Source organism: Angustibacter sp. McL0619, from assembly GCF_049994355.1.
In the GTDB taxonomy this organism is placed as follows: domain Bacteria; phylum Actinomycetota; class Actinomycetes; order Actinomycetales; family Angustibacteraceae; genus Angustibacter.
In genome coordinates, this window is sequence record NZ_CP188257.1 from 1,351,922 (window position 1) to 1,378,832 (window position 26,911).

25 protein-coding genes, 1 pseudogene and 1 riboswitch are annotated in these 26,911 nt (G+C 71.6%); of the genes and pseudogenes, 18 read left to right on the top strand and 8 right to left on the bottom strand.

From position 1 onward, the window contains the following. Position 1: 1 nt before the first annotated feature. A complete protein-coding gene (locus tag ACPPVT_RS06010) occupies positions 2 to 1,138 on the bottom strand; it encodes a DNA glycosylase AlkZ-like family protein (RefSeq protein WP_426566113.1) in 1,137 nt (378 codons plus the stop codon). 103 nt (positions 1,139 to 1,241) lie between these two features. Between ACPPVT_RS06010 and ACPPVT_RS06015 the strand changes: the two genes are divergently transcribed. Further along, positions 1,242 to 1,481: a three-helix bundle dimerization domain-containing protein gene (locus ACPPVT_RS06015; protein ID WP_426566114.1), complete on the top strand. Its 240-nt coding sequence runs from the start codon at positions 1,242 to 1,244 to the stop codon at positions 1,479 to 1,481. An 84-nt stretch (positions 1,482 to 1,565) separates the two neighbouring features. Here ACPPVT_RS06015 and ACPPVT_RS06020 read toward each other — a convergent pair whose 3' ends face one another. The 3 genes from ACPPVT_RS06020 to ACPPVT_RS06030 all read right to left on the bottom strand — a co-directional run bounded on the left by ACPPVT_RS06020 (position 1,566) and on the right by ACPPVT_RS06030 (position 4,813). Further along, positions 1,566 to 3,320 (bottom strand): ABC transporter substrate-binding protein, encoded by a 1,755-nt coding sequence (locus tag ACPPVT_RS06020; RefSeq protein WP_426566115.1) that lies wholly within the window; start codon positions 3,318 to 3,320, stop codon positions 1,566 to 1,568. A gap of 456 nt (positions 3,321 to 3,776) precedes the next feature. Continuing rightward, the gene (locus ACPPVT_RS06025; protein WP_426566116.1) at positions 3,777 to 4,301 is read right to left on the bottom strand and encodes a hypothetical protein; all 525 of its coding nucleotides are present in this window, start codon (positions 4,299 to 4,301) and stop codon (positions 3,777 to 3,779) included. A gap of 47 nt (positions 4,302 to 4,348) precedes the next feature. Continuing rightward, entirely contained in the window at positions 4,349 to 4,813 is a 465-nt protein-coding gene (locus ACPPVT_RS06030) for a DUF664 domain-containing protein (RefSeq protein ID WP_426566117.1), read from the bottom strand. 78 nt (positions 4,814 to 4,891) lie between these two features. Between ACPPVT_RS06030 and ACPPVT_RS06035 the strand changes: the two genes are divergently transcribed. Together ACPPVT_RS06035 and trpS are read left to right on the top strand one after the other, a co-directional pair. Next, complete coding sequence (locus ACPPVT_RS06035) at positions 4,892 to 5,620, top strand: hypothetical protein (RefSeq protein ID WP_426566118.1); 729 nt, start codon at positions 4,892 to 4,894, stop codon at positions 5,618 to 5,620. 184 nt (positions 5,621 to 5,804) lie between these two features. Then, entirely contained in the window at positions 5,805 to 6,896 is a 1,092-nt protein-coding gene (gene trpS, locus ACPPVT_RS06040) for a tryptophan--tRNA ligase (RefSeq protein ID WP_426566119.1), read from the top strand. On the opposite strand, the gene ACPPVT_RS06045 is transcribed toward trpS, so the two are convergent. Then, on the bottom strand, positions 6,881 to 7,453 hold the full coding sequence (locus ACPPVT_RS06045) for an N-acetyltransferase family protein (protein ID WP_426566120.1): 573 nt from the start codon (positions 7,451 to 7,453) through the stop codon (positions 6,881 to 6,883). The genes trpS and ACPPVT_RS06045 overlap by 16 nt on opposite strands. 94 nt (positions 7,454 to 7,547) lie before the next feature. After that, positions 7,548 to 7,659: riboswitch (SAM riboswitch) on the top strand. A gap of 156 nt (positions 7,660 to 7,815) precedes the next feature. Between ACPPVT_RS06045 and ACPPVT_RS06050 the strand changes: the two genes are divergently transcribed. Then, positions 7,816 to 9,129: an aminotransferase class V-fold PLP-dependent enzyme gene (locus ACPPVT_RS06050; RefSeq protein WP_426567068.1), complete on the top strand. Its 1,314-nt coding sequence runs from the start codon at positions 7,816 to 7,818 to the stop codon at positions 9,127 to 9,129. Positions 9,130 to 9,164: 35 nt separating this feature from the next. Here the strand turns inward: ACPPVT_RS06050 and ACPPVT_RS06055 are convergent, their stop codons facing one another. Further along, positions 9,165 to 10,004, bottom strand: coding sequence for an alpha/beta fold hydrolase (locus ACPPVT_RS06055; RefSeq protein ID WP_426566121.1), 840 nt, complete (start codon positions 10,002 to 10,004; stop codon positions 9,165 to 9,167). A gap of 109 nt (positions 10,005 to 10,113) precedes the next feature. On the opposite strand from ACPPVT_RS06055, the gene ACPPVT_RS06060 reads away from it, so the two are divergent. The 11 genes and pseudogenes from ACPPVT_RS06060 to ACPPVT_RS06110 all read left to right on the top strand — a co-directional run bounded on the left by ACPPVT_RS06060 (position 10,114) and on the right by ACPPVT_RS06110 (position 21,221). Further along, positions 10,114 to 11,523 carry an FAD-binding protein gene (locus ACPPVT_RS06060; protein ID WP_426566122.1) on the top strand — a complete coding sequence of 470 codons (1,410 nt, stop codon included), beginning with the start codon at positions 10,114 to 10,116 and terminating at the stop codon, positions 11,521 to 11,523. A gap of 68 nt (positions 11,524 to 11,591) precedes the next feature. Further along, positions 11,592 to 12,839 (top strand): class I SAM-dependent methyltransferase, encoded by a 1,248-nt coding sequence (locus tag ACPPVT_RS06065; RefSeq protein ID WP_426567069.1) that lies wholly within the window; start codon positions 11,592 to 11,594, stop codon positions 12,837 to 12,839. A 123-nt stretch (positions 12,840 to 12,962) separates the two neighbouring features. Then, positions 12,963 to 14,321: a diguanylate cyclase gene (locus ACPPVT_RS06070; protein WP_426566123.1), complete on the top strand. Its 1,359-nt coding sequence runs from the start codon at positions 12,963 to 12,965 to the stop codon at positions 14,319 to 14,321. A 42-nt stretch (positions 14,322 to 14,363) separates the two neighbouring features. After that, positions 14,364 to 15,833 (top strand): NAD-dependent malic enzyme, encoded by a 1,470-nt coding sequence (locus ACPPVT_RS06075; protein ID WP_426566124.1) that lies wholly within the window; start codon positions 14,364 to 14,366, stop codon positions 15,831 to 15,833. After that, positions 15,830 to 16,381: a YqgE/AlgH family protein gene (locus tag ACPPVT_RS06080; protein WP_426566125.1), complete on the top strand. Its 552-nt coding sequence runs from the start codon at positions 15,830 to 15,832 to the stop codon at positions 16,379 to 16,381. The genes ACPPVT_RS06075 and ACPPVT_RS06080 overlap by 4 nt, the downstream gene beginning before the upstream one ends. A 40-nt stretch (positions 16,382 to 16,421) precedes the next feature. Then, positions 16,422 to 16,730 (top strand): DUF3039 domain-containing protein, encoded by a 309-nt coding sequence (locus ACPPVT_RS06085; RefSeq protein WP_426566126.1) that lies wholly within the window; start codon positions 16,422 to 16,424, stop codon positions 16,728 to 16,730. Between the two features lie 94 nt (positions 16,731 to 16,824). Then, positions 16,825 to 16,985: pseudogene (locus ACPPVT_RS06090) on the top strand (zinc metalloprotease); the annotation flags it as partial. Positions 16,986 to 17,127: 142 nt separating this feature from the next. Beyond that, positions 17,128 to 18,060, top strand: a complete 933-nt coding sequence (locus tag ACPPVT_RS06095; protein WP_426566127.1) for a zinc metalloprotease — start codon at positions 17,128 to 17,130, stop codon at positions 18,058 to 18,060. Between the two features lie 126 nt (positions 18,061 to 18,186). Continuing rightward, entirely contained in the window at positions 18,187 to 19,962 is a 1,776-nt protein-coding gene (locus ACPPVT_RS06100) for a DEAD/DEAH box helicase (RefSeq protein ID WP_426566128.1), read from the top strand. Positions 19,963 to 20,037: 75 nt separating this feature from the next. Continuing rightward, complete coding sequence (gene trxA / locus ACPPVT_RS06105) at positions 20,038 to 20,451, top strand: thioredoxin (RefSeq protein ID WP_426566129.1); 414 nt, start codon at positions 20,038 to 20,040, stop codon at positions 20,449 to 20,451. Positions 20,452 to 20,573: 122 nt separating this feature from the next. Further along, the gene (locus ACPPVT_RS06110) at positions 20,574 to 21,221 is read left to right on the top strand and encodes an IclR family transcriptional regulator (RefSeq protein WP_426566130.1); all 648 of its coding nucleotides are present in this window, start codon (positions 20,574 to 20,576) and stop codon (positions 21,219 to 21,221) included. Between the two features lie 13 nt (positions 21,222 to 21,234). Here the strand turns inward: ACPPVT_RS06110 and ACPPVT_RS06115 are convergent, their stop codons facing one another. After that, positions 21,235 to 21,702, bottom strand: a complete 468-nt coding sequence (locus tag ACPPVT_RS06115) for an Lrp/AsnC family transcriptional regulator (protein ID WP_426566131.1) — start codon at positions 21,700 to 21,702, stop codon at positions 21,235 to 21,237. Between the two features lie 152 nt (positions 21,703 to 21,854). Here ACPPVT_RS06115 and hppD point away from each other — a divergent pair, with 152 nt between their 5' ends. The 3 genes from hppD to ACPPVT_RS06130 all read left to right on the top strand — a co-directional run bounded on the left by hppD (position 21,855) and on the right by ACPPVT_RS06130 (position 25,677). After that, positions 21,855 to 23,084, top strand: coding sequence for a 4-hydroxyphenylpyruvate dioxygenase (hppD, locus tag ACPPVT_RS06120; RefSeq protein WP_426566132.1), 1,230 nt, complete (start codon positions 21,855 to 21,857; stop codon positions 23,082 to 23,084). A 174-nt stretch (positions 23,085 to 23,258) separates the two neighbouring features. Next, on the top strand, positions 23,259 to 24,038 hold the full coding sequence (locus ACPPVT_RS06125; protein WP_426566133.1) for an RDD family protein: 780 nt from the start codon (positions 23,259 to 23,261) through the stop codon (positions 24,036 to 24,038). 88 nt (positions 24,039 to 24,126) lie between these two features. Further along, on the top strand, positions 24,127 to 25,677 hold the full coding sequence (locus tag ACPPVT_RS06130) for a M1 family metallopeptidase (protein WP_426566134.1): 1,551 nt from the start codon (positions 24,127 to 24,129) through the stop codon (positions 25,675 to 25,677). A gap of 28 nt (positions 25,678 to 25,705) precedes the next feature. Here ACPPVT_RS06130 and fahA read toward each other — a convergent pair whose 3' ends face one another. Continuing rightward, entirely contained in the window at positions 25,706 to 26,911 is a 1,206-nt protein-coding gene (fahA, locus tag ACPPVT_RS06135; protein ID WP_426566135.1) for a fumarylacetoacetase, read from the bottom strand.

Genomic DNA, 26,911 nt, shown 5'->3' on the forward strand with positions numbered 1-26,911 from the left:
CTCAGCGCGATGCCGCGCGACTGGTCACAGCCCAGCTGTCGGGCAGGCTGAGATCAAGCTCGAGCCAGTCCGCGAGGTCCTCGACCTCGCGGCGCACGTCCGCCGCGACCTGCCTGCTGAACGGCACGTCCTCGTGGATGGCGTGCACCTGCAGGACGCCGCGCTCGCGGTCGGCGGCGGCGTCGACCTTGCCGACCAGCCGGTCGCCGTGCAGGATCGGCAGCGCCCAGTACCCCCACCTGCGTTTGGCCGCCGGCTTGTACATCTCAAGCTGGTAGTCGAACTCGAAGATCTCGCTCATCCGCTTGCGGTCGTAGACCAGCCGGTCGAGCGGTGACAGCAGCGCAGTCCGTCCCGTGAACGGCTGCCCCACCAGTGCCGGGTCGACCCGCCACTGCCCACGGACCCCGGCGACCACGGCAGGTTCGCCGGCCTCGTCGACGTCCTGCGCCTCGACCTGGTACTCCGGGCCGCGGGCGCGGGCGATGCCCAGCGCGGCGAGCCGCAGCTCGTTGCGGATCCGGCGGGACTCGACGAGGTCGGGGGCCGGGTCGTCCGGGTAGACCCGGTAGGCCAGGTCCCACAGCCGGTCGCGGCCCTCGCGGGTGGCGACTGCGACCTCGCCACGCACCTCCATGAAGTCCAGCAGGCGGCTCACGTTCCGGTTGTTCGTCCACCCCGACGACCGCCACGGCACCTCGCAGGTGTCCGGCAGGTCGCGCGAGCGCATCGGCCCGTCCAGCTCCAACCGGTAGAGGATGTCGCGGCGGCAGCCCTCGTTCGCCTGCACCCAGTCACGCTGGTATTCCTGCCAGTCGCGAAGCTCGCCGTCGCCGGGCCACTGCGCCATCTCGGCCCGACACAGTGCGAGGTAGTCCTGGTGCCGGATGATCAGCTGGAGCTCGACCAGCGACCCGTCCCGCAGGGCCCTGTGCAGCTGCTCGGGGGAGTACGACGAACCCAGCCTGCTCCACGCGACGAGATGCGGGCTCGGTGCCACGGCCGCGGTCTGGTCGTACTGCAGCATCGTCAGGTGGCGGACGACGCGCAGCAGGTCGGTCGGCCGGACGGCGTCCAGCAGCTGGGCACGCACCGCGATCCGGCGCGCGTCCGTGCGGGACAGCTGGTGCAGGCTCACGGGCCGACCCTAGCCAGGGTGACCGACATCGGCTCGGACAGGCTGTGACCGAATCTGACGTCCTGTTCACCTGCTGTTCACCATCGTCGGAGACGCTCTGCGGATGACCCTGATCGTGCACCCTCCCGTCGTCGCCGGCGCTGCCGTGGACGACGACCTGGTCGCCGTCGCCCGCGCCGTCCACGAGGAGTTCGACACCCGGCTCGAACCCACGCTGGTGGACGAGTGCATCCACGAGGTGGCGGCCCGGTTCGCCGACGCACGCGTCCGCTCGTTCGTCCCGCTGCTCGTTCGTCGCTACGCCACGGACGCGCTCAGGGACCGGGTGGCCAGCGCCCGCTAGAGGACGAGACAGCGTGGCAACGGGGACCGACCTACGACCCTCGTTGCCACGCTGTCCAGGAAGTACAGATCCTACCGATAGTCCCTACTCGACGTAGAGGTCGGTGTAGCTCCAGGACCCGTACGGCGACCAGATGTACACGTGCCCGTCCGGACCGCTTGCTGCCTTGACCTTCGAGCCGGCCAGCCGCTGGGTGCGGGCGAACCGGGTCGGCAGCACCCAGGCCTGCTGCATGGCCTGCTTGTTGAGCGACTTCCACGCGTCGGCCTGCTTGTTGCGGTCGGTCTCGCCCTTCGCGGCGTCGGACGCGGCGGTGAAGGCCTTGTCGTCGACCTGCGAGAGGTTGAAGCCGCCCGCCTGGGTGAAGAGCTCAGGGATGACCGTCGAGGCGTTCAGCCAGTCCGGGCCCCAGCCAGCGGCCGCCATGGCCTCTTCCTTGGTGGTGTCCTGGACGATCGAGTAGTACTCGCCCTGAGGAAGTGCCGTCAGCTTGATCTTGATCCCGGCCCGGGCGAGCGAGCTCTGCAGTGACGCCGCCATCTTGTCGTTCACCGGGGTCTTGATGTACTGGTACGTCATCGCCGGCATCGGCGCACCGGACTGGGCGATGAGCTGCTTGGCCAGGTCCACGTTGCCGGTGTCCGGGATGGCGGCGCCGTACATGCCGTCCCACATCCCCGACTTCGCGTAGTCGAGCGTCAGGTTCGGCTTGATCACGCCGTCCGCGAGGTCACCGGCGAACGAGCCACCGGCGATGGTGCGCAGGGCCGCGCGGTCGGTTGCCGCCAGGATCGCCTGGCGCTGCTTGACGTTCGGCACCTTCTTGGTGTTGATCGCGATGTACCGGACGTAGGCGTCGTAGTCGTTCACCCGGCGGTCGGCGAAGCGCGGGTCGTTGAACACCGTCGTCAGCGAGGAGGTGTCCAGCGGATCCCGTGAGATGGCCGTCTGGTCGTCGCCCGCGTCGGCCATCATGCGCTGGTCGATCGTGGTGGGCTCGATGGAGAACTTCACGATGATCTTGTCCGGGTAGGCGCCGCGGTAGCTGTCCGAGGACGCGCTCCAGTTGGTGTTGCGCTCCAGGACCAGCTGCTGGCCCTTGGTGTACTCGGTGATCTTGTACGGCGCGTTGGACACGACGTTGTCGTCGTACTTCTCGCCGGTGTCCTTGGCCTTCGGCACGGGGGCGAAGGCGGTCAGCGTGACGGTGTAGTTGAAGTCACCGGCCGCCTGCCTGAGGTTGAACGTGATCGTCTTGCCGTCCGAGGAGCACTGCACAGCCTTGTCGAACGCCGCGGTGTCGTTGCCGGATGTCTCGTACGGGCCCTTGTAGACGGACGTGCCGTCCTTCGCCTTCGGGATGTCCAGCAGGCTGATCGCGTACGTCGGCCCGTCCGTGATCGTCGACTGCGCGAACGTGCGCGAGACGCCGTACTTGATGTCCGCGCAGGTCACGTCCGAGCCGTCCTGCCACTTGATGCCGTCGCGCAGGGTGAACGCCCAGGTCTTGCCACCGTTGGTCGGCTTGCCGGTGTCGGTGGCCAGGTCGCCCACCAGCCCGCCGGCCGTCTTGCCGTCCGCGCTGACCTTGTAGGCGGTCAGCGTCCGGGTCAGGTAGGCGCTGGAGAACGCGAGGTCCTCACCGGTGTAGTTGCGCTGAGGGTCGAGGTGGTTGAACTGCTCAGCGTTGGTGAGGAAGGTCAGCGTGCCGCCCTTGGTGGCGCCACTCTTCCCGCTGGACGAGCTCCCGCTGTCGCTGCCGCCACCGCAGGCTGCCAGCGCGAGTGCGCCGACCGCCGAGATCGCGACGAGCCGAAGGCTGATTCTGGCCGTGCCCATATCGTCTCCTCCTGGTTGGTGTGCCAGGGCTGTTGACGTGTCCCGGGGTCACGGCGACGTGACGGATTTACCGACACGGTGCCGGCGGCGTGATATTGGTGGCCGCAAGTTCGTTGCCCCCGAACAGGTTTATCGCCACTCCTACCCTTGCTCGCCCAGCCGGGCGGCGATAGAGGCCGTTGTCCAATCGTGATGCCGCCGCGACCTTGCCACGCTCAGCGGGTCTCGCTCGCCAGCCCGGCGCTACCTTGCTGTGACCTTTCAGCCGATGCCCAGCGTGCGCCCAGCCGCCTCCATGCCCCGCAAACGCCCAAGATCCGTCAGTCGTCCAGCGGCTCGATCCAGCGGTGCCCGGGATGAACGCGCGGGCGAAGTCGCTCTGTCCTTGTCCCGCAACGCCTTCGCCTTGGACAGCAACGCGATCTGCGGCACCAGTTGTACCGGCCCGGTCGCGGGTTAGGCCCGGTCGGGGCCCTGCTTCCTGACCTCGCGGACCTTCTCCATCGCCTCGCGCAGCTCGCCCAGCCACGCGTCGGTGTTGTCGCCGACCAGCCGCACGCACCAGGCCAGCGCGTGTGCGCGTGATCGGGCCACCCCAGCCTCGACCAGCGTGTCCAGCACCTGACGCTGGGGCTGGCGTAGCCGGGTCATCACCGGGACGGCGAGGTGGGTGAACAGGTGGGTGTCCTCGCCCGCCCGAACGCCCCAGGACACCTTCCGGTCGAACCGGTGCTCGGCCTCCAGGGCGATGCCGATCCGGCGCTCGCGGGTGTCCTCGCGCCAGCCCTGGACCCGCCCGGCCAGCGCTTGCGCCTGCTCGGCCTCGGTGGCGTCGTCGGCCAGCACGGGTGCGGCCAGGGCCAGCACGACCGTGATCTCCTCGCGGTCGACGGTGAGGTCGGGCTCGCCGTCCGTGGTCCAATCCTGCGGCAGTCGCCCGGCGAACCAGGCGCGGACCTCTGCTGAAACATCTGTAGTCATGTAACGATGATTACTCGCTTGCACCTTGAAGGCCAGCGTGTTCGCTGTCAGCGTGCCGAGGCCAGCAGGACGTCCCGGGTCACCTCGAGCTGGCCCAGGTGCTGAGCGAGCTCCTCGTAGAGGTGCAGGAGCACGGCGCCCTGGGTGCGCCCCAGTGGCAGCGAGGTGTCGTCGTCGTCCAGCCGGCCGCGAGCCGGCGCCGCGGCGTCCAGCGTGTCCAGGTCGGCCACCAGCTGCTCGCGGGCCTGCCGCAGTCGGCCGACCAGCGCGGCCACCTCGCCGCTGGCCCGGAACTCGGCGTCGCGATCCCGCTCGATCGACCGACCGGCCAGCGCGTACCCGCCCCAGAACTCCATCACCCCCAGGCAGTGTGTGACCACGGCGTACGGCGAGTTCGCGCCGGGGGTGTCCAGGCGGGTGTTCGCGAGGTCGTCACCGAGCTGTTCGAGGGCTGCCACCAACCCGTCGAGAGCGTTGTCCACGAACCACAGGTAGTCCTGCGTCGAGATCATCGGACCATCCTGGCGCCGGGTGCCGACTGTCGCCAGGTGCGGTGGACCTCCACCGCAACGTTTGGCAGAGTCGGGCGAATGATTCTGCGTCGTAAGCCAGCCCCGACGCTGACCCTGTGGTGCGCGGCGGGCCCGGCGCAGCTGCGGGCGCTGGCCGAGGTGGGCTGGAGCTCGTTCCCGCAGGCCGATGTCCGGGACACCGAGCTGGAGGCGTTCCGGCTGCGCGAGGACGCCGTCCGGTTGGCTCGCGGTGAGCTGGTCAGCGCCCAGGACGAGGGGTCCGTCGTCGTGTTCGACGTGGCGCTCGACGTGCTCGACTGGCCCGGCGTCCGCGCCGAAGGGGAGCGGCTGCGCATCCCCAAGGGACGGCGGCTGACCAAGTCGCTGGTCGGCGACATCAACGAGGAGGCGCAGTACCAGCGCGGCGTGGCGCAGGACGAGGTGAGCGCGGTGCAGGCCGCCTTCGGATGGCCGGTGGCCGAGGCCTGGCGCGAGATGGTCACCGCCGCCGGCTGGCTGCGCCGTGGCTGGATGCTGAGCGGCGCCTACGTCGAGCTGCACCCGCCGGTGGACGCCGTCCGGGTCACCCGGGAGTGGACCAGCGAGATGATCTACCACCCGGGGGTGCTGGTGATCGGGTCGGACGGCGGCGAGCGCCGGCTGGCCGTCGACCTGCGGGACGACGACCCGCCGGTCCGGCTGATCGAGCCCTCCAGCACGGGCTGGGAGGACACAGTGGTCCAGGCGCCCAGCGTGCGGGTGCTGGCCCACCGGCTGGAGACCGGGGACTTCGGTTTCCTTACCTGAACCGGATCGGGTCGCGGTATCGTTGTCTGGTGACCTGCACCTTGAACCGCGCGTGGTGGCTGCCCTCGTAGGGCGGCCCCCTCAGCATCCCCATGGCCGCCGTTCGGCGGTCAGGTAGCAGGTCTCACAGGCTCACTCCCGGTCCGGCGCGACGGCGTCCGTCCGACCCGTTGGAGAAGAAGCCATGACCATCAGCAGCACCATCCCGACCGACCACACCGTCGTCGCGCCGGCCGGCGAGGCGATCCTCGCCGAGCGCGCCGACGTCCTGGCCCATCCCGACCGCTACCGCGTGCTGACCGGCGACCGGCCCACCGGCTCGCTGCACCTCGGCCACTACCTCGGCACCCTGCGCGAACGGGTACGGCTGCAGGACGCCGGCGTCGAGACGTTCGTCGTCGTCGCCGACTACCAGGTGATCACCGACCGGGTCGACACCAGCTCGGTGGCGACCAGCATCCGCGAGCTGGTGCTGGACTACCTCGCCTGCGGCATCGACCCCGCGCGCACCACCGTGTTCGTGCACAGCGCCGTCCCCGAGATCGGTCAGCTCATGCTGCCGCTGCTGTCCGCGACCACGCTGTCCGAGCTGCAACGCAACCCGACGGTCAAGGCCGAGGTGGCCGAGTCGGGCTCGAGTGCGATCGGGGGGCTGATGCTGACCTACCCGGTGCACCAGGCCGCCGACATCCTGTCGGTGGGCGGAACCCTTGTGCCAGTAGGCGGTGACCAGCTGCCGCACCTCGAGCAGGCCCGGGCCGTCGCGCGACGGATCAACGAGCGGTACGGCGACGGGCGCACCCTGCTGACCCCGCCGCAGGCGCTGCTCACCGAGGCGCCGCGGCTGCTCGGCACGGACGGTCGCAAGATGGCCAAGAGCCGCGGCAACGCCATCGCGATCAGCGCGACGGACGACGAGACCGCCAGGCTGGTGCGTGGCGCGGTCACCGACTCGTTGCGGCACATCACCTACGACCCGCAGCTGCGGCCCGAGGTGTCCAGCCTGCTGCTCGTCGCGGCGCTCTGCACCGACAGCACGCCGCAGCGAGTCGCCGACCAGATCGGTTCCGGTGGCGCCGCCGGGCTCAAGGCCGTGGTGACCGAGGCGGTGAACGAGCACATTCGGCCGATCCGGGTGCGCCGGCGCGAGCTCGAGCAGGACCCGGCCGTCGTCCGGGAGGTGCTGCGGGAGGGGCTCGAGCGGGCCCGTCCGCTCGCCGTCGCGACTCTCGCCCGGGTGCACCAGGCGATGGGACTGGACTACGGGCTGGCCTGAGCGGTGGGTTCGAGTGGCGGCAGTGGCACCGGCAGCGGCAGCTCGAACCACTGCACGTCCCAGTAGCGGCCGAACTTGCGTCCGACCTCGCGGTAGACCCCGAGGGGGGTGAACCCGAGCCGGCGGTGCAGAGCGACCGACGCGTCGTTCGGCAGTGCGACGCCTGCGTACGCCCGGTGCAGGTCCTCCCCGGCCAGTGCCGCCAGCAGCGCGCCGTACAGCCGACTGCCCAGGCCCAGCCCGACGGCGTCCGGGCGGCAGTAGATCGTCGTCTCGACCGACGTGTCGTACGCGGGCTTGGGCCGCAGCGCGCTACTGGTCGCGTAGCCGAGCAACACGCCGTCCTCGCTCTCGGCCACCAGCAGGCGGTGCCGGCCGGACGGCGCGTAGTGGTCGAACCACGCGCGGCGGGACTCGACGCTGAACGGCTCGATGTCGAACGTCGCGTTGCCGGTCCGCACGTAGTGGTTGTAGATCTCGGTCAGCGCGGGCAGGTCGGGGAGGTCGCCGGAGCGGATCGTCACGGGGTTCGTCAGGGGGTTCGTCAGGGGTGTCACGGGGCCATTGTCCCGATCCGCAACAGTCTCGGCATTCGAGAATTCTGGTCTTGAGGGTTGGGCGGGGCCGTGGCGTGCCGATACCTTCGATGAAGGTCATGAGTGCCAGCGCGTAGCCCCGGCTTGCTGGCCGGCAACCCTCCACCGCGGTGGGGTGCCCCGGGTGAGGACCAGGCGTCGACGAGGTGTCGACGCAAGCGCGGACCCGCCACGGCGTTGCAGCCCAGGGTCCCTGACCCTACGGAGCGCCAGTGTCCGTCCAGCCGAGCACCCAGCAGCACGCGCACCAACCAGCCCAGCAGGCCACTCAGCAGCCCACTCAGCAGCCGCGCCCGGACGCCGACTTCCCCGGCGCCGGTCCGCTGCTCCCAGTGGTCGGCGCCGACCTGCAGGTGCCGGTCGTCACGGGCGGCACGGTGCGGTACGCCAACCTCGACTACGCGGCCAGCGCGCCTGCGCTGGAGTCGGTAGAGGAGCACCTGAGCCAGGTGCTGCCCTACTACGCCAGCGTGCACCGCGGTGCCGGCTACGCCTCGCAGGTCTCCACCGCGCTGCTCGAGCGGGCCCGGGCCACCGTGGGCCGGTTCCTCGGCGCCCGAGCCGGCGACGTGGTGGTCTTCACCCGCAACACCACCGACGCGCTGAACCTGCTGGCCGGCTGCCTGCCGCAGTGGGGCGACGTCGTCTTCCTGGACGCCGAGCACCACGCGAACCTGCTGCCCTGGCAGCGCGGCGAGCACCGCTACGTGCCGGTGCGAGGGTCCCTGGACGCCACCCTGCAGTCCCTGGAGTCGGCGCTGCGCGAGCGTCCCGCGGCGCTGGTCGCGATCACCGGCGCGTCCAACGTGACCGGCGAGGAGCTGCCGATCGAGCGGGTCGTGGCGATCGCGCACCGCCACGGCGCACGGGTCGTCGTGGACGCCGCCCAGCTGGCCCCGCACCGCCGGATCGACCTGGACGCGACCGGCGTGGACTACGTCGCGCTCAGCGGCCACAAGCTCTACGCGCCTTACGGCACAGGCGTCCTGGTCGGCCGGCGCGACTGGCTGGACCGCGGGACGCCGTACCTGGCCGGTGGCGGTGCGGTGCGCAGCGTCGAGCTCGAGCGCACTGAGTGGGCCTGCGCGCCGCAGCGCCACGAGGGCGGCACCCCCAACATGCTTGGTGCCGCCGCACTGGCTGCGTCCTGCGAGGCGCTGGCCGCGCTGCCCGAGGCGGCGCTGGAGGTGCACGAGGCCGCGCTGCGCGAGCGGCTGGTGCACGGGCTGGCCCAGCTGCCCGGCGTCCGGGTGCACCGGATCTTCGACGACGCGCCGTCCTCGATCGGCGTCGTGACCTTCACCGTCGACGGCGTCGACCCCGGCCTGGTCGCCGCCTACCTGTCCGCCGAGCACGGCATCGGAGTGCGGGACGGCAAGTTCTGCGCGCACCCGCTGCTTGCCCGCCTCGGCTTGGACGCCGGTGCGGTGCGGGCCAGCGTCGGCGTTGGCTCGCAGACCGACGACGTCGACCGCCTGGTCGCCGCGCTCGCGTCCCTCATCGAGACAGGGCCGGCCTGGCAGTACGCCTCGGTGGAGGGCCGCTGGACGCCGACCCCCGACCCGCGCCCGTTGCCGCGGTGGGCGACCGGAGCCGGGGACCTCGGCGCCTCGCCCTGCACGCCCGAGGCGCGCTGAGGCTCACAGCAGTGCAGGCTCACAGCAGCGCAGGCTCACAGCAGCGAGGCGACCGCCCGGACGACGACGTCCGGCTCCTCATCGACGATCCAGTGGGTGCCGGACAGGTCCACCCGGCGGTACGGCCCGTCGACGTAGTCGGCGCACCACTGCGCAGCCGCCCGTCCCACCCCGAGGTCGTGCTCGGCCGAGACGTAGACGGTCGGCACGCTGATCCTTGGCACCGCGGCGAGCTCCGGCCCGGCCATCGCCCGGTACCAGGACAGCGGTCCGCGCAGCCCGTCCTCGCTGAGCATCGGGGCGAGGTAGTCCTGCACTGCGTCGGCGGTCAGTGAACCGCCCTCGAAGAACCGGCGCAGCGCCGCGGCGTCGTCGCCCAGCAGCACCCGCTCAGCCGTGCCTTCCTTGCGCAGCAACCCGAAGTAGTCGGACAGCTGCTGCTGCTCGGCGTCCTCTCGGATCGCCCGGCCGAACGCATGCGGATGCGGCACGGACAGCGCGACCAGCCCACGGACCCGTTCGGGGTGGTGCGCGGCCAGGGCCCAGCCGACCAGCGCACCCCAGTCGTGCCCGACCACGACGGCCCGCTGCGCGCCGACGTCGTCCAGCACGGCGAGCGCGTCGGCGACCAGCGGGCCCAGCCGGTAGGCCTCGACGTCCCGCGGCTGCGGCTGAGGGCTGTAGCCGCGCTGGTCGGGGGCCAGGGTGCGCAGCCCGAGCTCGTGCAGACCGGGTAGGCAGCCCTGCCACAGGCCGCCGTGCTGCGGGAAGCCGTGCAGCAGTAGGGCGACCGGGCCGTCCGGTGGTCCCTCGTCGCGCACCAGCAGCTCGAACTCGGCGCCCGCGTGCTCACGTCTGAGGTGTCGTCGGCTCACGACCCAACACCTACCACGCCATCCCACGAGCGCTCGGATGCATAGGCGGGCTACGATCCGTCGAGTGGCTCAGGACGCAGCACCTGAACGAACCACGGCGGGTGGACCCGTGAAGGGGTACCCCGCCGCGGTGGAGCGACTGCGCGCCGACTTCGCGGCGCTGCCCGCTGACCAGCCGGTGCGGCTGGCCAAGAAGACCAGCAACCTGTTCCGCCCACGCGAGCGCGGCCAGCGGCTGGGACTGGACGTCACGGGCCTGGACGCGGTGTTCTCGGTCGACCCGGTGACCCGGACGGCGTACGTCGGTGGGATGACCACGTACGAGCACCTGGTGGACGCGACCCTCGCGCACGGCCTGATGCCGCTGGTGGTGCCGCAGCTGAAGACCATCACGATCGGTGGCGCGCTGACCGGCCTCGGTATCGAGTCGTCGTCCTGGCGCGAAGGACTGCCGCACGAGTCCGCGCTGTCCTTCGACGTGCTGACCGGCGGCGGTGACCTGGTCCGCGCGACGCCGGATGGTCCGGACGCCGAGCTGTTCGCGACGTTCCCGAACTCCTACGGCACCCTCGGGTATGCCGCGGCGGCGACGATCGAGCTGGCCCCGGTCAGCCCGTACGTGCACCTGCGGCACGTGCGGTTCACCGACCTGGACGAGCTGGCGGCCACCATCGACAGTCTGGTGCGGCTGGCGCAGGATGGCCGCGCGAGCTGGCAGGGCGAACCGGTCGACTTCATCGACGGCACGGTGTTCCCCACCCCACAGGACCGTCCCGGCCCTGCGCTGGAGGGTTTCTTGACCCTCGGCACCTGGGCCGACGAGGCGCCGTACACCTCGGACTACACCGGCGAGCAGGTCTACTACCGCTCGATCCGCGCCCGTCGCGAGGACTGGCTGACCGTCCGGGACTACCTCTGGCGCTGGGACACCGACTGGTTCTGGTGCTCGCGGGCGCTCGGTGTGCAGAACCCGCGGATCCGTCGCTGGGTGCCCAAGCGCTACCTGCGCAGCGACACCTACCAGCGGGTGATCGGGCTGGAGAACCGCTACGGCTTCAAGGCCAGGATGGACGCGCGCAAGGGCCTGCCGGCCCGCGAGCGTGTCGTGCAGGACGTCGAGATCCCGGTCGGGCGGACCGCCGAGTTCCTGCGCTGGTTCATCGACAACGTGCCGATCGAGCCGATCTGGCTGTGCCCGCTGCGGCTGCGCCGTCCGGCGCCGACGCAGGACGGCAAGTGGCCGCTGTACCCGCTCGGCCCGGGCAGCCTCTACGTCAACGTCGGCTTCTGGTCGACGGTCGCCATCGCCGACGGCGACCAGGACGGTGACCACAACCGGCGGATCGAGGCCAAGGTCGCCGAGCTGGACGGTCACAAGAGCCTGTACTCGGATGCCTACTACGAGCCGGACGAGTTCTGGAAGCTGTACGGCCGCGAGGACTACCAGCGGGCCAAGGACAGGTACGACCCGGACGGGCGGTTGCTCGACCTCTACGAGAAGGCGGTGAAGCGACGGTGAGCGTGCTCGGTCAGTGGAAGCAGGATCCAGGCGGGCGGGGTCCGATCAGCATCGCGGATGCGTTCGAGATGGTGATCGGGCCGGTTGAGGGCATCGGCTTCTCGGCGTACGACGGTTCACGGACCGGTTCGGTGGACGCGCCGATCCAGCTGCGGCTGGTGCGCCCGCGCGGTCTGGCCTACATCGCGGGGGCGCCGTCCTCGCTCGGGATGGCTCGCGCCTACCTGATGGAGGACCTCGAGATCGACGGGATCCATCCTGGCGACCCGTACGAACTGCTGCTGCACGCGCAGACGCTGCTCACCCCGAAGCGACCGGCGCCGAGCGACGCGGCCCGCGCGCTGCGCTCCTTCGGGCGGCTCGCCCTGACCATGCCGCCGCCGCCGCCGAACGAGGTGCCCAGCGGCTGGCACCGAGCGCTGCACGGGCTGCGGCACTCGCGCACCCGTGACGCCGAGGCGATCCGCCACCACTACGACGTGAGCAACCGGTTCTACGAGATCGTGCTCGGCCAGTCGATGGCGTACACCTGCGCCTGCTACCCCGCGGACGACTCCACGCTGGAGCAGGCGCAGGAGCACAAGTTCGACCTCGTCGCCCGCAAGCTCGGCCTGCAGCCGGGGATGCGCCTGCTCGACGTCGGGTGCGGCTGGGGCGGCATGGTGCGGCACGCGGTACGCGAGTACGGCGTGACGGCGCTCGGCGTGACCCTCTCGCGCGACCAGGCGCAGTGGGCGCAGGCGGCGATCGAGCGGGACGGCCTGGGGGACCGCGCGCAGGTCCGCCACCAGGACTACCGCGAGGTCACCGAGACCGGGTTCGACGCGGTGAGCTCGATCGGCCTGACCGAGCACATCGGGGTGCGCAACTACCCGGCCTACTTCCGGTTCCTGCGCTCTCGGCTGATGCCCGGCGGCCGGCTGCTGAACCACTCGATCACCCGGCAGGACAACCTGCACCCCGGCATCAAGCGGCGCGGCTTCATCGACCGCTACGTGTTCCCGGACGGTGAGCTGACCGGCGTGGGCGCGATCATCACTGCGATGCAGGACCAGGGCCTGGAGGTCCAGCACGAGGAGAACCTGCGCCGGCACTACGCGCGCACACTTGCCGCCTGGTGCACCAACCTCGTCGAGGGCTGGGACGAGGCGGTCGCCGAGGCCGGCCTGGCCACCGCGAAGGTATGGGGCCTGTACATGGCCGGATCTCGGCTCGCGTTCGAGCGTCAGCAGATCGAGCTGCACCAGGTGCTGGCCACCCGAACGGACGAAGGCGGTGACCCGCACCTGCCGATGCGTCCGGACTGGGGCGTTTGAGCCGGCTCGGTTGGGCCACCCGGGTGGGCTGCCGCGATTCGGGTGCGAACGCTGTGCAACTCGGGGTTTGCTGCCGATAGAGACGCCTGAGCCGTGCGCCCTGCCGGCCCTCGAGGAGCACAGATGCCGTTGCCCGACGCCGATGGGTTCCTTGGCGCCCACGACGTCCTGGTCTTCCGGCGCGTCGGCAGCCGCTGGACCCATCTGGGCGGGCTCGGCCGCGGTGCGGCCTGGGCCGGTTCCGTGCAGGGGCAGGAGCTGGCCGACCCCCGGCTGGAGGCGGCGCTGTCCCACGGCCGTCCGGTGCGCCGGCACGGTCAGAAGCCGCACCGGGTGCTCGGCCCGTACTCGGCGTGCACCTCAGCGGTCGTCCGGCTGGACGCCTATCACGCGGTGGTGCTGGGCTCGGTCCAGCCGGACCCGCAGCTGCTTGGCCTTGACGACGGGCAGCTGGTCGAGCTGGCGGCGCGGGCCTGCGAGCTGGTCACCCAGGCCGCGCCGGCCAAGCACCTGGCCGACGAGCTCGTCGTGCTGTCCGCGCTGCGCGACCTGGCCACCGCAGCGCCAGTAGGCGTCGACGCCCTGCTCTACCACCTGGCCGCCTCGACCGCGGAGGCGCTGTCCTGCGCGCTGGCGGCCGTCTGGCTGGACGACGACCGGCACGCGGTGGCCACCCCGGAGTGGATCCCGGACGGCGGCGCCCAACGTGCCGTGGTGGTGGCCCGGACGCTGGCCGGAAAGGTCGAGGACGTGCTCGTCGTCCAGGACGCGTGCGAGCAGCCGCTGCCCGCCCCGATCGGCGCCACGCACGCGGTGTCGGCGTACCTGGCCGTCCCGGTCGAGGTGGACGGCGTGCACGGCTGCATGCTGCTGGTGCACAGCCCCGGCACGCCGAGCACCTTCACCCCGCTGTGCGAGCAGCTCGCCGTCCAGCTGGCCCGGGCCGGCTCGCGGATGCTCGAGGTGGCCACCACCCACGACGAGCTGGTCCGCCAGCTGGACTCCACCCGTGAGTACGCGATCCGCGACCCGCTGACCGGTGCCGCGAACCGGCGTGGCTGGGACGAGGCCGTCGCCCGCGCCCGTGACCACGTCGCGGCCGGCGGCACCGTCACCGTCGTCTCGGTCGACCTGGACGACCTGAAGGTGGTCAACGACACCCACGGCCACGCGGCCGGCGACGAGCTGATCATCGCCGCCGCGCACGCGCTGCGCCGCACAGTGCGCGGCCAGCCGGACGTCATCGCCCGGCTCGGCGGCGACGAGTTCGCCCTGCTGCTGCGCGGCTACGAGATCGACCCCGTCGAGATCGCCGATCGGCTGCGCCGCTCGCTCGAGCGCACCCTGACCGGGCACGGGCTGCCGCTGCGCAGCTCGGTCGGGGCCGCCGCGTGCCCGCCACGAGGGTCGCTGGACGACGCGATCCGGCGTGCGGACGTCGAGATGTACCGGGACAAGCGGGCCCGTCGGCAGTCGGACTGACCCCTGCGCTTGAATGGTTGCCGTCGGCGATACGGAGGCACCATGACATCGGCACCGAGCGTCTCGTACTCGATCACGGTGCGGCTGGAGCTGCCGGCCCGCCCCACCGCGGTCAGCGAGCTCACCACGGTGATCGAGCGCGGCGGTGGGCTGGTCACCGCGCTGGACGTCACCGCGTCCGGCGCCGACCGGGTACAGGTGGACGTGACCTGCGCGGCGCGCGACGTCGAGCACGCCAACACCCTGGTCGACGAGATGCGCGCGGTGCCCGGCGTGCAGATCGGCAAGGTCAGCGACCGCACGTTCCTGGCACACCTTGGCGGCAAGCTGACCATCGAGTCCAAGGTGCCGATCCGCAACCGCGACGACCTGTCGCTGGTCTACACCCCCGGAGTGGCCCGGATCTGCCTGGCCATCGCCGAGGACCCCTCGGACGCCCGCCGGCTGACCATCAAGCGGAACACCGTCGCGGTGGTCTCTGACGGCTCAGCCGTGCTCGGGCTGGGCAACCTCGGGCCGCTGGCCGCGCTGCCGGTGATGGAGGGCAAGGCCGCGCTGTTCAAGCGGTTCGCCGGGATCGACGCGTTCCCGATCTGCTTGGACACCCAGGACACCGACGAGATCGTCGCGGCGGTCAAGGCGATCGCGCCGGTCTTCGCCGGGATCAACCTGGAGGACATCAGCGCACCGCGCTGCTTCGAGATCGAGGCGCGGCTGCGGGCCGAGCTCGACATCCCGGTGTTCCACGACGATCAGCACGGCACGGCGATCGTCACGCTCGCCGCGCTGACCAACGCACTGCGTGTCGTGCGCAAGCAGCTGCCCGACGTCCGGGTCGTGATGTCCGGCGCCGGCGCGGCTGGCACCGCGATCCTGCGGCTGCTGCTGCACGCTGGCGCCCGCGACGTGGTGGTCTGCGACGTGCACGGCGTGGTCGCCGCCGACCGCCCGGACGTGGTCGCATCGCCCGACTCGGCGCTGGCCGGGGTGGCGGCCAGCACGAACCCGCGCGGGGTCAGTGGCACGCTGCGCGACGCCCTGGTCGGCGCCGACGTGTTCATCGGCGTCTCCGCCCCCGGCATCCTGACCGGCGGCGACATCGCGACCATGGCGGCGGACGCCATCGTGTTCGCGATGGCCAACCCCGACCCCGAGGTCGACCCGGTCGAGGCGGCCCAGCACGCGGCCGTGGTGGCCACCGGGCGCAGCGACTTCGCGAACCAGATCAACAACGTGCTGGCCTTCCCGGGCGTCTTCCGGGGGTTGCTGGACGCGCAGTCCACGAAGATCACCGAGGCCGTGCTGCTCGCTGCGGCGAGCGCCCTCGCCGGGGTGGTCGCGGACGACGAGCTGAACGCCACCTACATCGTGCCCAGCGTGTTCCACCCCGACGTCACCAAGGTGGTGGCCGCCGCCGTCCACCAGGCCGCCGGCCCGGCCCCGGCACCGATCGCGCCGCACCCGGCCACGTTGCCCGCCGCTGCGGCCGGGCCGTCCTTCGGGCGCACGTGAACCTCACCGGGCAGCTGCTGCTCGCGACGCCGTCGCTGCGCGAGCCGACGTTCCACCGCACGGTGGTGCTGATGCTGGACCACACCGACGAGGGCGGGCTCGGCGTCGTGCTGAACCGGCCGATGGAGGTCGAGGTCGCCGCCGTGCTGCCGCCGTGGCAGCCCTGGACGACGGAGCCGGGCGTGCTCTTCCAGGGCGGCCCGGTGGCGCTGGACTCGGCGCTCGGCCTGGTCGGGGTACCGGGCGACGGCGCCGAGCCGATCGGGGTGCGCCGGATCAACGGTTCGCTCGGGCTGGTCGACCTGGACACCGACCCGGTGGACGTCGTCCAGTCGCTGTCCGGGCTGCGGGTGTTCGCCGGCTACGCCGGGTGGTCCTCGGGTCAGCTCGAGCGGGAGATCGAGGAGGGCGCCTGGTACGTGGTGGACGCCGAGCCGCGGGACGCGTTCACCGACCGGCCTGAGCTGCTCTGGCGCACGGTGCTGCGGCGGCAGGGCGGCGACCTGGCCTTCGTGGCCACCTTCCCGGAGGACCCGGACCTCAACTAGGGACCAGCCGGTCGGGCCTGGCAGACCTAGACTGGACGTCATGAGCAACGACGACCCGTTCGGCGCCCCCGGTCAGCCGCAGGAGCCGCAGCCGGCCAGCAGCCCGCAGCGCACCGCCGTCCTCGAGCGCGAGCTGGTCGAGGAAACTCGGGTCGAGCCCGGCGACCACGAGCGCTTCGCGCACTACGTGCGCAAGGAGGCTCAGCTGGAGGCCGCGATCAACGGCAAGCCGGCGGTCGCACTCTGCGGCAAGGTGTGGGTCCCGGTGCGCGACCCGGCCCGGTTCCCGATCTGCCCGACCTGCAAGGAGATCTACGAGGGCCTGCGCGGGCCGGACGATGAGAGCTGAAACACGCTGAAATCTGATCACCAACGGCATCAGCGGAAGGCTCACCAGCAGCCAGATCAGTTCCCAGCTCTCGGTGCTGAACGCCCCGTACTCCTCGGCCGGCTTCGAGTGCCCGACCGGTCGGGACACCTGCTCCGCCAGTGGCGTCGACCGATCCACAACTTCATGGACTACACCTACGACTCCTGCATGAACACCTTCACGGCGGGCCAGCACACCCGCATGCAGTCCCAGTGGGCCGCCTACCGCGGCTGACCCAGCACCGCCTCCGCGACACCGGAGCCGGGCGGCCGCCACGCCGATGTATCAGGGGGGTTGCCGCGCGGCTCCGGTGGGGTGTTCGCTGTCAGCCAGCAACCGCCGCGGCCCGCGCCCGGCGCACCCCCGAGGGAGTCCCATGAGGTCTGCATCTCGCCGCGCCGCGGCACTCGCCGTCACTGCCGGGCTGGGCCTGGTCCTGGCCACGCTCCAGGTCTCGCCGGCCGCGGCCGCCGCCGCACCCGAACGCGCCGCGCCTGCCACGTGCGAGACGCACTCCGGCGCGGTCGGCGCGCGCGCAACCCACGGCCGGTCCGACCCCAACGAGCTGACCAACGCTCAGGTGGCTGCTGCCGAGCGGGTCTTCGGCCGGGCGCTCGCGGCGAAGGGTTCGTCGGCGCCGCGGGCATCCGCACTGGCGACGGTCAGCGTGCCGGTCTACTTCCACGTGATCACCAACGGCACCAAGGGGGGCCTGAGCACCGGCGCCATCAACTCGCAGATCGCCGTGCTGAACGCCGCGTACTCCTCGGCCGGGTTCTCGTTCAGCCTGGCCGGCACCGACACCACCGTGAAGAAGGCCTGGTTCAGGGTGGGCCAGGGCAGCGCGGCCGAGACGGCGATGAAGAAGGCGCTGCGCAAGGGCGGCAAGAACGCGCTCAACGTCTATACCGCCAACCTCGGTGGCGGGCTGCTCGGCTGGGCCACCTTCCCCTCCGACTACCGCAGCGCACCGAAGATGGACGGCGTGGTGATCCTGTACTCCTCGCTGCCCGGCGGCGCGACCACCAACTACAACCAGGGCGACACGGCCACCCATGAGGTCGGGCACTGGATGGGGCTCTACCACACGTTCCAGGGCGGCTGCGCGGCTCCCGGCGACGAGGTCGCGGACACCCCGGCGGAGGCGTCGCCGGCCTTCGAGTGCCCGGTCGGGCGCGACACCTGTGCCGCGGCGGGCCTGGATCCCATCCGGAACTTCATGGACTACACCTACGACTCCTGCATGAACACCTTCAGCCCTGGGCAGAACGCTCGGATGCAGGCGCAGTGGACGGCCTTCCGGGCCTGACCAGCAGCCATCCCGGCACCTTCGGGAGCACACGGCCGACACGCCATAGCACGCCGTCGAGGGCCCGCGCCGCAGCGCGGGCCCTCGGCATGTCCTTTCGCCACAACGGTTACGCTCGCCGGACCGATGAGTACCTCCGCCGCCTCCCACCTGCCTCCGGCCTTTCCGGACCGCGCGCCCTGGGGCACCGCCTCCAAGCTGCGGGCCTGGCAGGCGGCGGCGCTCGAGCAGTACCTGCGTGAGCACCCCAAGGACTTCCTGGCCGTGGCGACCCCCGGCGCCGGCAAGACGACGTTCGCGCTGCGGGTGGCCACCGAGCTGCTCGACCGCGGCGAGATCGCCCGGATCACCGTCGTGGCGCCGACCGAGCACCTGAAGAGCCAGTGGGCGGACGCCGCGCACCGGGTCGGCATCCGGGTCGACCCGCAGTTCCGCAACTCGCACGGCACGCACGGGCGCGACTTCGACGGCGTGGCGGTCACCTACGCGCAGGTCGCGGCCCGCCCGCTGCTGCACCGGGCCCGCACCGAGGCCGCCCGCACCCTGGTCATCCTGGACGAGATTCACCACGGTGGTGATGCCCTGTCCTGGGGTGATGCCGTGCGCGAGGCCTTCGAGCCCGCGCAGCGCCGACTGGCCCTGACCGGTACCCCGTTCCGCTCGGACATCGCGGCCATCCCGTTCGTCACCTACGTCGAGGACGGCGCGGGGGTACGTCGTTCGCAGGCCGACTTCACCTACGGCTACGGTGACGCGCTGCGCGACGGCGTCGTCCGGCCGGTGATCTTCCTGGCCTACTCGGGGCAGATGCGCTGGCGCACCCGGGCCGGGGACGAGCTGAGCGCCAAGCTGGGCGACCCGCTGACCCAGGACGTCACCGCGCACGCCTGGCGGACGGCGCTGGACCCCAAGGGGGAGTGGATGACGTCGGTGCTGCGCGCCGCCGACACCCGGCTGTCCGAGGTGCGCCGGCACGTCCCGGACGCCGGTGGGCTGGTCATCGCGACCGACCAGACCCAGGCGCGGGCGTACGCCTCCCTGCTGCGCGGGCTGACCGGCGAGCCGGCGGTCGTGGTGCTGTCCGACGACTCGGGGTCCTCGAAGCGGATCGAGGAGTACGCGGCCGGCCAGCAGCGCTGGATGGTCGCCGTCCGGATGGTGTCGGAGGGGGTCGACGTCCCGCGGTTGGCCGTCGGCGTCTACGCGACGTCCACCGCGACGCCGCTGTTCTTCGCGCAGGCGGTCGGCCGGTTCGTCCGGGCCCGGCGCCGCGGCGAGACGGCGTCGGTGTTCCTGCCCAGCGTCCCGCTGCTGATGCAGCACGCCGGCGAGCTCGAGGTGGAGCGCGACCACGCGCTGGACCGCCCGCGCACCGGCCGGGACGAGGACTGGTCGCCGGAGGACGCGCTGCTCGCGGCGGCGAACCGGGCGGAGCAGGCCTCGGCGGAGGCGGACCTGCTGCCGTTCGAGGCGCTGGAGGCCCAGGCCGAGTTCGACCGGGTGCTGTTCGACGGCGGCGAGTTCGGGACGTCGGCGCTGGTCGGCAGCGAGGAGGAGCAGGACTTCCTCGGGCTGCCTGGGCTGCTCGAGCCCGAGCAGGTCGCGGTGCTGCTGCGCGAGCGCCAGGCCGCCCAGCAGAAGGGGCGGCGCAAGGCCGGCGCGGACGCCGTGGCGGTGGCCCAGGCCGGCGCGGACCGAGCCACCCACCGCGAGGTCGCCGCGCTGCGCAAGGAGCTGCACCAGCTGGTCGGCGCCTGGGCCAAGCGCACCGGGCAGCCGCACGGGACCGTGCACGCCGAGCTGCGCCGCAGCTGTGGCGGTCCGGCCGTCCCGCAGGCCGGCGCCGACGAGGTGCGCGAGCGGATCGCGGCGCTGCGCCGCTGGTTCGTCGGCAAGCCCTGAGCAGCGTTGCCGAGATCACAGCGGCCGACTCGCCGTGCACGGAACACCGGGCAGCGTCGCGCCGTTGTGCTCAGCATGGCTACCAGTGCACTGACCCCGCAGACCCATGACGAGACCGTCTCGGACGGCATCGTGCTGATCGACTTCTGGGCTGAGTGGTGCGGCCCGTGCCGCCAGTTTGGCCCGGTCTTCGAGAAGGTCAGCGAAGCCAACCTGGACGCGAAGTTCGTCAAGGTGGACACCGAGGCCGAGCCTGAGCTCGCCGCGCAGTACGGCGTGAGCTCCATCCCGATGCTGGTCGTCTACCGCGACGGCATCCCGGTGTTCGGCCAGCCCGGCGCCCTCCCGCAGCCGGCGCTGGAGGACCTGCTCAAGCAGGTCCGCGAGCTCGACATGGACGCCGTCCGGGTCCAGTACGCCGAGCAGAAGGCGGCCGCCGAGGCCGCCGCCGCGGGCCGCCGCCCGAGCAGCGACCCCACCTCTTTCTGAACCGATCAGCCCTGCGCCAGACCCCCTCGCGGGGTGTGGCGCAGGGCGTTGTGGGCCATGGACCAGCGGGTCGGCCCCGATAGGCTCGCGCCTGTGAACCATCCCGCCACACCGAGCCGTCGATGACCACCGGGGGCCACCACCCGGAGACCTCGCAGACCCTGGACCGTGGCCTGCAGCTGCTGCTGCTGCTCGCAGCCGACGAGGCCGGGTGCACGGTCACCGAGCTGGCCAGCGCGCTCGGCGTCGCCCGGCCGGTGGTCTACCGGCTGCTCACGACGCTCGAGCAGCGGCACCTGGCCACCCGCGGGCGCGACGGACGGGTGCGGCTCGGGCTCGGCGTGCTCGCCCTGGCCGGGCGGGTCCAGCCGCTACTGCGGGACGTGGCCACACCGGTGCTGCGCCAGCTCGCCGACGAGGTCGGCGCTACCGCGCACCTGACCGTGGTGGACGGCGAGGACGCCCTCGCCGTCGTGGTCGTCGAGCCCCAGTGGACCCAGTTTCACGTCGCCTACCGGGTCGGCAGCCGGCACCCACTTGGTCGTGGCGCGGCCGGGCGGGCCATCCTCGCCATGCGCTCCGGCGCACCGGAGACGACCACCAGCGACGGCGAGCTGCAGGCCGGCGCGCACGGTCTGGCGGTCGGCTGGTCGGTGGGCAGCCTCGAGGGTTCGGTGGGCGTCGTCACGCTCACGCCGCTCGACCCGGACGACGTCGCCGCGTCGGTGCGGAGCGCGCGGGACGAGCTGGTGGAGCGGCTGCACGCCTGAGGTTCGGTCGGCCTCAGCGACCGCCGGCGCCGAGCACGAGCGGCAGCACCCGGTGCTCCAGCACGCAGGCCAGGGCCATCACGGTCGAGGTGCGGATGATGTCGTCGTCCGCGACCAGCTCGTCGATCACTCGCTGCAGGTCGTCGTTGTCGCGGGCCACGATCCGGCAGAACAGGTCGCCCTGGCCGGTGATGGTGTGCACCTCGAGCACCTCCGGGATCGCGCCGAGGTGCTCGGCCAGCCGGTCTCGTGCGCCCTGGCGGATCTCCAGGTTGGCGAACGCGGTGACCCGGTAGCCCAGCGCGCCCGGGTCGATCTGCGGTGCGAACGAGCGGATCACGCCGCGCTCGACCAACCGCTCCAGCCGGGCCTGGACCGTGCCGCGTGCGACCTCGAGCCGTCGCGAGGCCTCCAGCACGCCGATCCGGGGCTCCTCGGTGAGCAGCTCGATCAGGCGCGAGTCCAGCGAGTCGATGGGCATAGTGCACAGTATCGCGACCAGTTCGCTGGGCACACTGCACAAGGTGACCAGGCTGGACCGAGCCTGTTGCCCGGCCAGCGGTCCTGCGGGAGGCTCGAGACGGCGTCCACCGACGTCCGATCACCCCTGACCACACCCGACCGGAGGTGCGCGTGACCACTCAGGCCGACGCCAACCAGTCCCAGCACATCAGCCTGACCGAGCAGGAGACCGAGGCGGGCCTGGACCTGCACCAGCTCCAGCAGCTGGTCGGCCTCGTGGACTACGACGAGGAGAAGGACCCCTTCCCGGTCACCGGGTGGGACGCGATCGTCTTCGTCGTGGGCAACGCGACCCAGGCCGCGCACTTCTACCAGACCGCGTACGGCATGGAGCTGGTCGCGTACTCCGGCCCCGAGACGGGCAACCGTGACCACAAGGCCTTCGTGCTGAAGAGCGGGTCGATCAAGTTCGTGCTCAAGGGCGGGGTCACGCCGGACAGCCCGTTGCACGACCACCACCGCAAGCACGGGGACGGCGTCGTCGACATCTCGCTGGAGGTGCCGGACGTCGACAAGTGCGTCGAGCAGGCCCGCCGCGCGGGTGCCACGATCCTGCAGGAGCCGACGGACGTCAGCGACGAGCACGGCACCGTCCGGGTGGCGGCCATCGCGGCGTACGGCGAGACCCGGCACAGCCTCGTGCAGCGCGGCGACTACCGGGGCCCGTACCTGCCCGGCTACGTCGCCCGCAGCAGCGGGTACGTCAAGCGCGACGGCGCCCCGAAGCGGATGTTCCAGGCGCTGGACCACGTGGTCGGCAACGTCGAGCTCGGCAAGATGGACGAGTGGGTCACCTACTACAACAAGGTGATGGGCTTCGTGAACATGGCGGAGTTCATCGGTGACGACATCGCCACCGACTACTCGGCGCTGATGAGCAAGGTCGTCGCCAACGGCAACCACCGGGTGAAGTTCCCGCTGAACGAGCCGGCGATCGCCAAGAAGAAGAGCCAGATCGACGAGTACCTGGAGTTCTACGACGGTCCTGGCGCGCAGCACCTCGCGCTGGCCACGAACGACATCCTGACCACGGTCGACGCGATGCGCGCCGAAGGCGTGGAGTTCCTGGACACCCCGGACTCGTACTACGAGGACGACGAGCTGCGGGCCCGGATCGGCAACGTGCGCGCGCCGATCGAGGAGCTGCAGAAGCGCGGCATCCTGGTCGATCGCGACGAGGACGGCTACCTGCTGCAGATCTTCACCAAGCCGGTCGGCGATCGTCCGACGGTGTTCTTCGAGCTGATCGAGCGGCACGGCTCGCTGGGCTTCGGCAAGGGCAACTTCAAGGCGCTGTTCGAGGCGATCGAGCGCGAGCAGGACCGCCGCGGCAACCTCTGACGTTGCTCCCTCCCGCCTAGTTTGCTCAGCCCAACCCGCTTCCCGAGCCGCGTACGGCGGGTTGGGTGGCGCAAAGCGGGTTGGGTGGAGCAAGGCGGGTGGGGTAGAGACCTCGAGCGGTCCTGGTGGGTGCGGCGTCGCGGGACGGGGTGCCGCCGCTGAGAGGATGTCGTCATGACGTTCCCCACGCCCGGTTGGTATCCCGACCCGCATGTCGAGATGCAGATGCGCTGGTGGGACGGCGCGAGCTGGACCGACGACACCTACGAGCGGGTTGAGCCGATGCAGCCGTGGGCGCCGGCCGGCTCCGGTTCGGACACCGTCACCACGGACCGCCGTCCAGCCGGCCCGACCTCACCGCGCGCAGCCGCCCGTGAGCTCACCGCGCGCACGGACGACGGCGTCCCGGTCGCGGGGTGGTGGGTGCGGGCCGCAGCCTGGCTGCTGGACTGGCTGATCACCGGCATGCTGGCCTGGCTGATCGGCTTCAACCAGGCCCGGATCGTCTTCGACTCCCTCGCGAACCAGGTGGACGCCGCACTGCGGGCCAGCGAGGCGGGCCAGCCAGCGCCGCAGTTCCACTACGACCAGAGCACGCTGCAGGCGCTGCTGGTGATCTCGCTGATCTGGGTTCTCGTCTCGCTCGTCTACAACCTCGTGTTCCTGCTCTGGCGGGCGGCCACGCCGGGCAAGATGGCCTGCGGGATCGTGGTGCGCCGCTGGGTGCCGGGGCAGTCGCTGACCGTCGCCGTCGTCGTCCGTCGCTGGCTCAGTTTCGAGGCCGCCTCGGCGATCTCCTACATCGGCACCCTCTACCTGCTGGTCGACGTGCTGTGGCCGCTGCGCGACCCGCAGAGCAGGGCGCTGCACGACAAGTTCGCGGGCACCTGCGTGGTCCGCAAGGCCGACCAGGTGATCGCCCAGGCCAGTGCCGGAGGTACTGCCCCGAGCTGATCCGGGTGGAATGTCCCACTGCGGGGGTAGTGTCGCTTTCCTGTTCCCGCCGGCCCGACCACGGCCGGCGACGCATCGAGGAGGGCACATGCGAGGTGCAGGACTGGCTCGGCGTCGGGCCACAACCGTCACGGCGGTGACGGCGGCTCTGGCGGTCGGACTGAGTGGCACGGCCTGGGCGGCCGCCGCCCGGCCCGGAGCTTCGGGGCTGGGTGACGCGTACTACCCCAGCTACGGCAACGGTGGCTACGACGTCGGCCACTACAAGCTGGACGTCAGCTACGACCCGGCGAGCGACCTGGTGACCGGCAAGGCGACCATCACGGCGAAGGCGACGCAGGACCTGTCCCGGTTCGACCTGGACTTCGGGCTGCACGCGCAGTCGGTCACGGTCAACGGCCACGCCGCGCGCACCCGCACCGACGACCTCGAGCTGGTGGTGACGCCGCGCAAGGCGATCAAGAACGGGGCGTCGATGACGGTCGTCGTCGTGTACGCCGGGGTGCCCAGCTCGGTCACGGCGGACGGCTACTCGCCATGGATCCGCACGGACGACGGTGCCGTGGCGGTCGGCGAGCCGCAGATCTCGTCGTGGTGGTTCCCGGGTAACGACCACCCGCGTGACAAGGCGACCTACGACATCAAGGTCACCGTGCCCGCCGGGCTCGAGGCGCTGAGCAACGGCAAGCTGGTCTCGCACGGCAGTACCGCCGGCAAGGAGGTGTGGAGCTGGAGCGAGAGCAGGCCGATGGCCACCTACCTGGCCTACTTCGCGGTGGGACAGTTCGACATCACCCAGTCCAGCACGGCCTCGGGCCTGCCGGTGATCACCGCGGTCGCGTCCAACGGCGGCAGCGAGGGCACCTACGCCGCGGCCGACCTGGCGCGCACCGGCGAGGTGATCGACTGGCACGCGCGGCACTGGGGGCCGTACCCGTTCAACATCACCGGTGGTGTGGCCCCGGCGGCCGACTTCGGCTTCGCGCTGGAGAACCAGACCCGCCCGGTCTACACCCGCGGCTTCTGGCGGTCGGGTCCGAACATCTACGTCGTCGTGCACGAGCAGGCGCACCAGTGGTACGGCGACAGCGTCAGCGTCGACCAGTGGAAGGACATCTGGCTGAACGAGGGCTTCGCCAGCTTCGCTGAGTGGGCCTGGTCCGAGGAGCACGGCGACGGCACCGGAGCCGAGCTGTTGCAGGCCTACTACGACGGCATCCCCGCCTCGGATCCGTTCTGGCAGACCAAGATCGGCGACCCCGGCAAGGACCACGAGTTCACCGGCGCGGTCTACGACCGCGGCGCGATGACCTTGCAGGCGCTGCGCCAGCGGATCGGCGACCCGGCCTTCTGGCAGCTGATGCGCAACTGGCCGCGCCAGCACAAGTACGGCAACGGCTCGATCCCGCAGTTCATCGCGCTCGCCGAGCGGCTGACCGGTGAGGACCTGGGCGGTTTCTTCGACGCGTGGCTGTACTCGTCGACCAAGCCGGCCGCGACGCCGGAGAACGGCTTCCCCGCGGCGATGGCGGGTGCGGCCGCGGCCAGGGCAGGCGGCTCGCGTGCCGAGGTGCCGCGCTCGAAGGCGAAGATCGACGCGGTGCACCGGGTGCTGCTGGCGCAGGCCCAGGGTCGGTAGTCAGCCTGGGCGTCAGGGTCAGGTCAGGTCAGGTCGTGGCTGGCTGGATCGTCCCGGTGACCTCACCGAGGGCGATCCGGCCGCCACCGACCGAGGTGGCGCTGGCCCGCAGCGTGACGGTGTCGCCGTCCTGCAGGAACGCGCGGGTGCCCTCGCCCACAGCCACCGGCTCGGCGCCGTTGAGGGTGAGCTCGAGCAACGAGCCGACCTGTTCACGGTTCGGTCCGGACACCGTTCCGCTGGCGAACAGGTCGCCGGTGCGTAGGCTCGCGCCGTTGACGCTCAGGTGCGCGAGCATCTGCGCGGGGGACCAGTACATCGAGGCGTACGGCGGCCGGCTGACCACGGTGCCATTCAGCTCGACCTCGAGATCCAGGTCGTAGGCGGGCAGGTCGTCCCCGCTCAGGTAGGGCAGCGGGGCCGGGTCCTGCTCTGGCAGCGGCACTCGCGCCGCCTCCAGCGCCTGCAGCGGGGTCACCCAGGCCGAGATGCTGGTCGCGAAGGACTTGCCGAGGAACGGGCCGAGCGGGACGTACTCCCACGCCTGCAGGTCGCGGGCACTCCAGTCGTTGAGCAGCACCACGCCGAACACGTGGTCCGCGAACGCCCCGACGCCGACCTGCTGGCCGAGTCCGGTCGGCGTGGCCACGACGAAGCCGAGCTCGGCCTCGATGTCCAGCCGGGTGCTCGGGCCGAAGGTGGGGGACGCCTCGCCCCTGTCCCGTCGCTGCCCCTGCGGCCGGACGACGTCCGTGCCGCTGACCACGACGGTGCCGGCCCGGCCGTGGTACCCGATCGGCAGGTGCTTCCAGTTCGGGGTGAGCGGGTCGCCGTCCGGACGGAAGATCCGGCCCACGTTCGAGGCGTGGTGCTCGCTGGCGTAGAAGTCCACGTAGTCGGCGACCTCGACGGGCAGGTGCAGTCGCACCTCGGAGACCGGGCGCAGGTGCGGGGCCACCAGGTCGGCGTTCGCCTCCTGGGTCAGCACGTCCACCAGCCACTCGCGCACGGCCGTCCAGTGCCCGCGGCCGTAGGACAGGAACGCGTTCAGGCTCGGCTCGGCGAACACCGGCGCCGACTGGATGCCGTCCGCCGCGGCGACCGGGGCCAGGTCGAGGACCAGGTCGCCGACCCGCACCCCCACCCGCGGCGACTCGTCCTCGGTCGAGAACACGCCGTACGGCAGGTGGTCCAGGCCGTAGGGCGTGTCCGGCGGCAGGTCGACGGCGCTCAC

Bases quoted from the DNA above. Each gene is read 5' to 3' on its own strand.
- ACPPVT_RS06015 (WP_426566114.1), top strand. From the start codon at position 1,242: ATGACCCTGATCGTGCACCCTCCCGTCGTCGCCGGCGCTGCCGTGGAC.
- ACPPVT_RS06020 (WP_426566115.1), bottom strand. From the start codon at position 3,320: ATGGGCACGGCCAGAATCAGCCTTCGGCTCGTCGCGATCTCGGCGGTC.
- ACPPVT_RS06025 (WP_426566116.1), bottom strand. From the start codon at position 4,301: ATGACTACAGATGTTTCAGCAGAGGTCCGCGCCTGGTTCGCCGGGCGA.
- ACPPVT_RS06030 (WP_426566117.1), bottom strand. From the start codon at position 4,813: ATGATCTCGACGCAGGACTACCTGTGGTTCGTGGACAACGCTCTCGAC.
- ACPPVT_RS06035 (WP_426566118.1), top strand. From the start codon at position 4,892: ATGATTCTGCGTCGTAAGCCAGCCCCGACGCTGACCCTGTGGTGCGCG.
- trpS (WP_426566119.1), top strand. From the start codon at position 5,805: ATGACCATCAGCAGCACCATCCCGACCGACCACACCGTCGTCGCGCCG.
- ACPPVT_RS06065 (WP_426567069.1), top strand. From the start codon at position 11,592: ATGGTGATCGGGCCGGTTGAGGGCATCGGCTTCTCGGCGTACGACGGT.
- ACPPVT_RS06070 (WP_426566123.1), top strand. From the start codon at position 12,963: ATGCCGTTGCCCGACGCCGATGGGTTCCTTGGCGCCCACGACGTCCTG.
- ACPPVT_RS06075 (WP_426566124.1), top strand. From the start codon at position 14,364: ATGACATCGGCACCGAGCGTCTCGTACTCGATCACGGTGCGGCTGGAG.
- ACPPVT_RS06085 (WP_426566126.1), top strand. From the start codon at position 16,422: ATGAGCAACGACGACCCGTTCGGCGCCCCCGGTCAGCCGCAGGAGCCG.
- ACPPVT_RS06095 (WP_426566127.1), top strand. From the start codon at position 17,128: ATGAGGTCTGCATCTCGCCGCGCCGCGGCACTCGCCGTCACTGCCGGG.
- ACPPVT_RS06100 (WP_426566128.1), top strand. From the start codon at position 18,187: ATGAGTACCTCCGCCGCCTCCCACCTGCCTCCGGCCTTTCCGGACCGC.
- trxA (WP_426566129.1), top strand. From the start codon at position 20,038: ATGGCTACCAGTGCACTGACCCCGCAGACCCATGACGAGACCGTCTCG.
- ACPPVT_RS06110 (WP_426566130.1), top strand. From the start codon at position 20,574: ATGACCACCGGGGGCCACCACCCGGAGACCTCGCAGACCCTGGACCGT.
- ACPPVT_RS06115 (WP_426566131.1), bottom strand. From the start codon at position 21,702: ATGCCCATCGACTCGCTGGACTCGCGCCTGATCGAGCTGCTCACCGAG.
- ACPPVT_RS06125 (WP_426566133.1), top strand. From the start codon at position 23,259: ATGACGTTCCCCACGCCCGGTTGGTATCCCGACCCGCATGTCGAGATG.
- ACPPVT_RS06130 (WP_426566134.1), top strand. From the start codon at position 24,127: ATGCGAGGTGCAGGACTGGCTCGGCGTCGGGCCACAACCGTCACGGCG.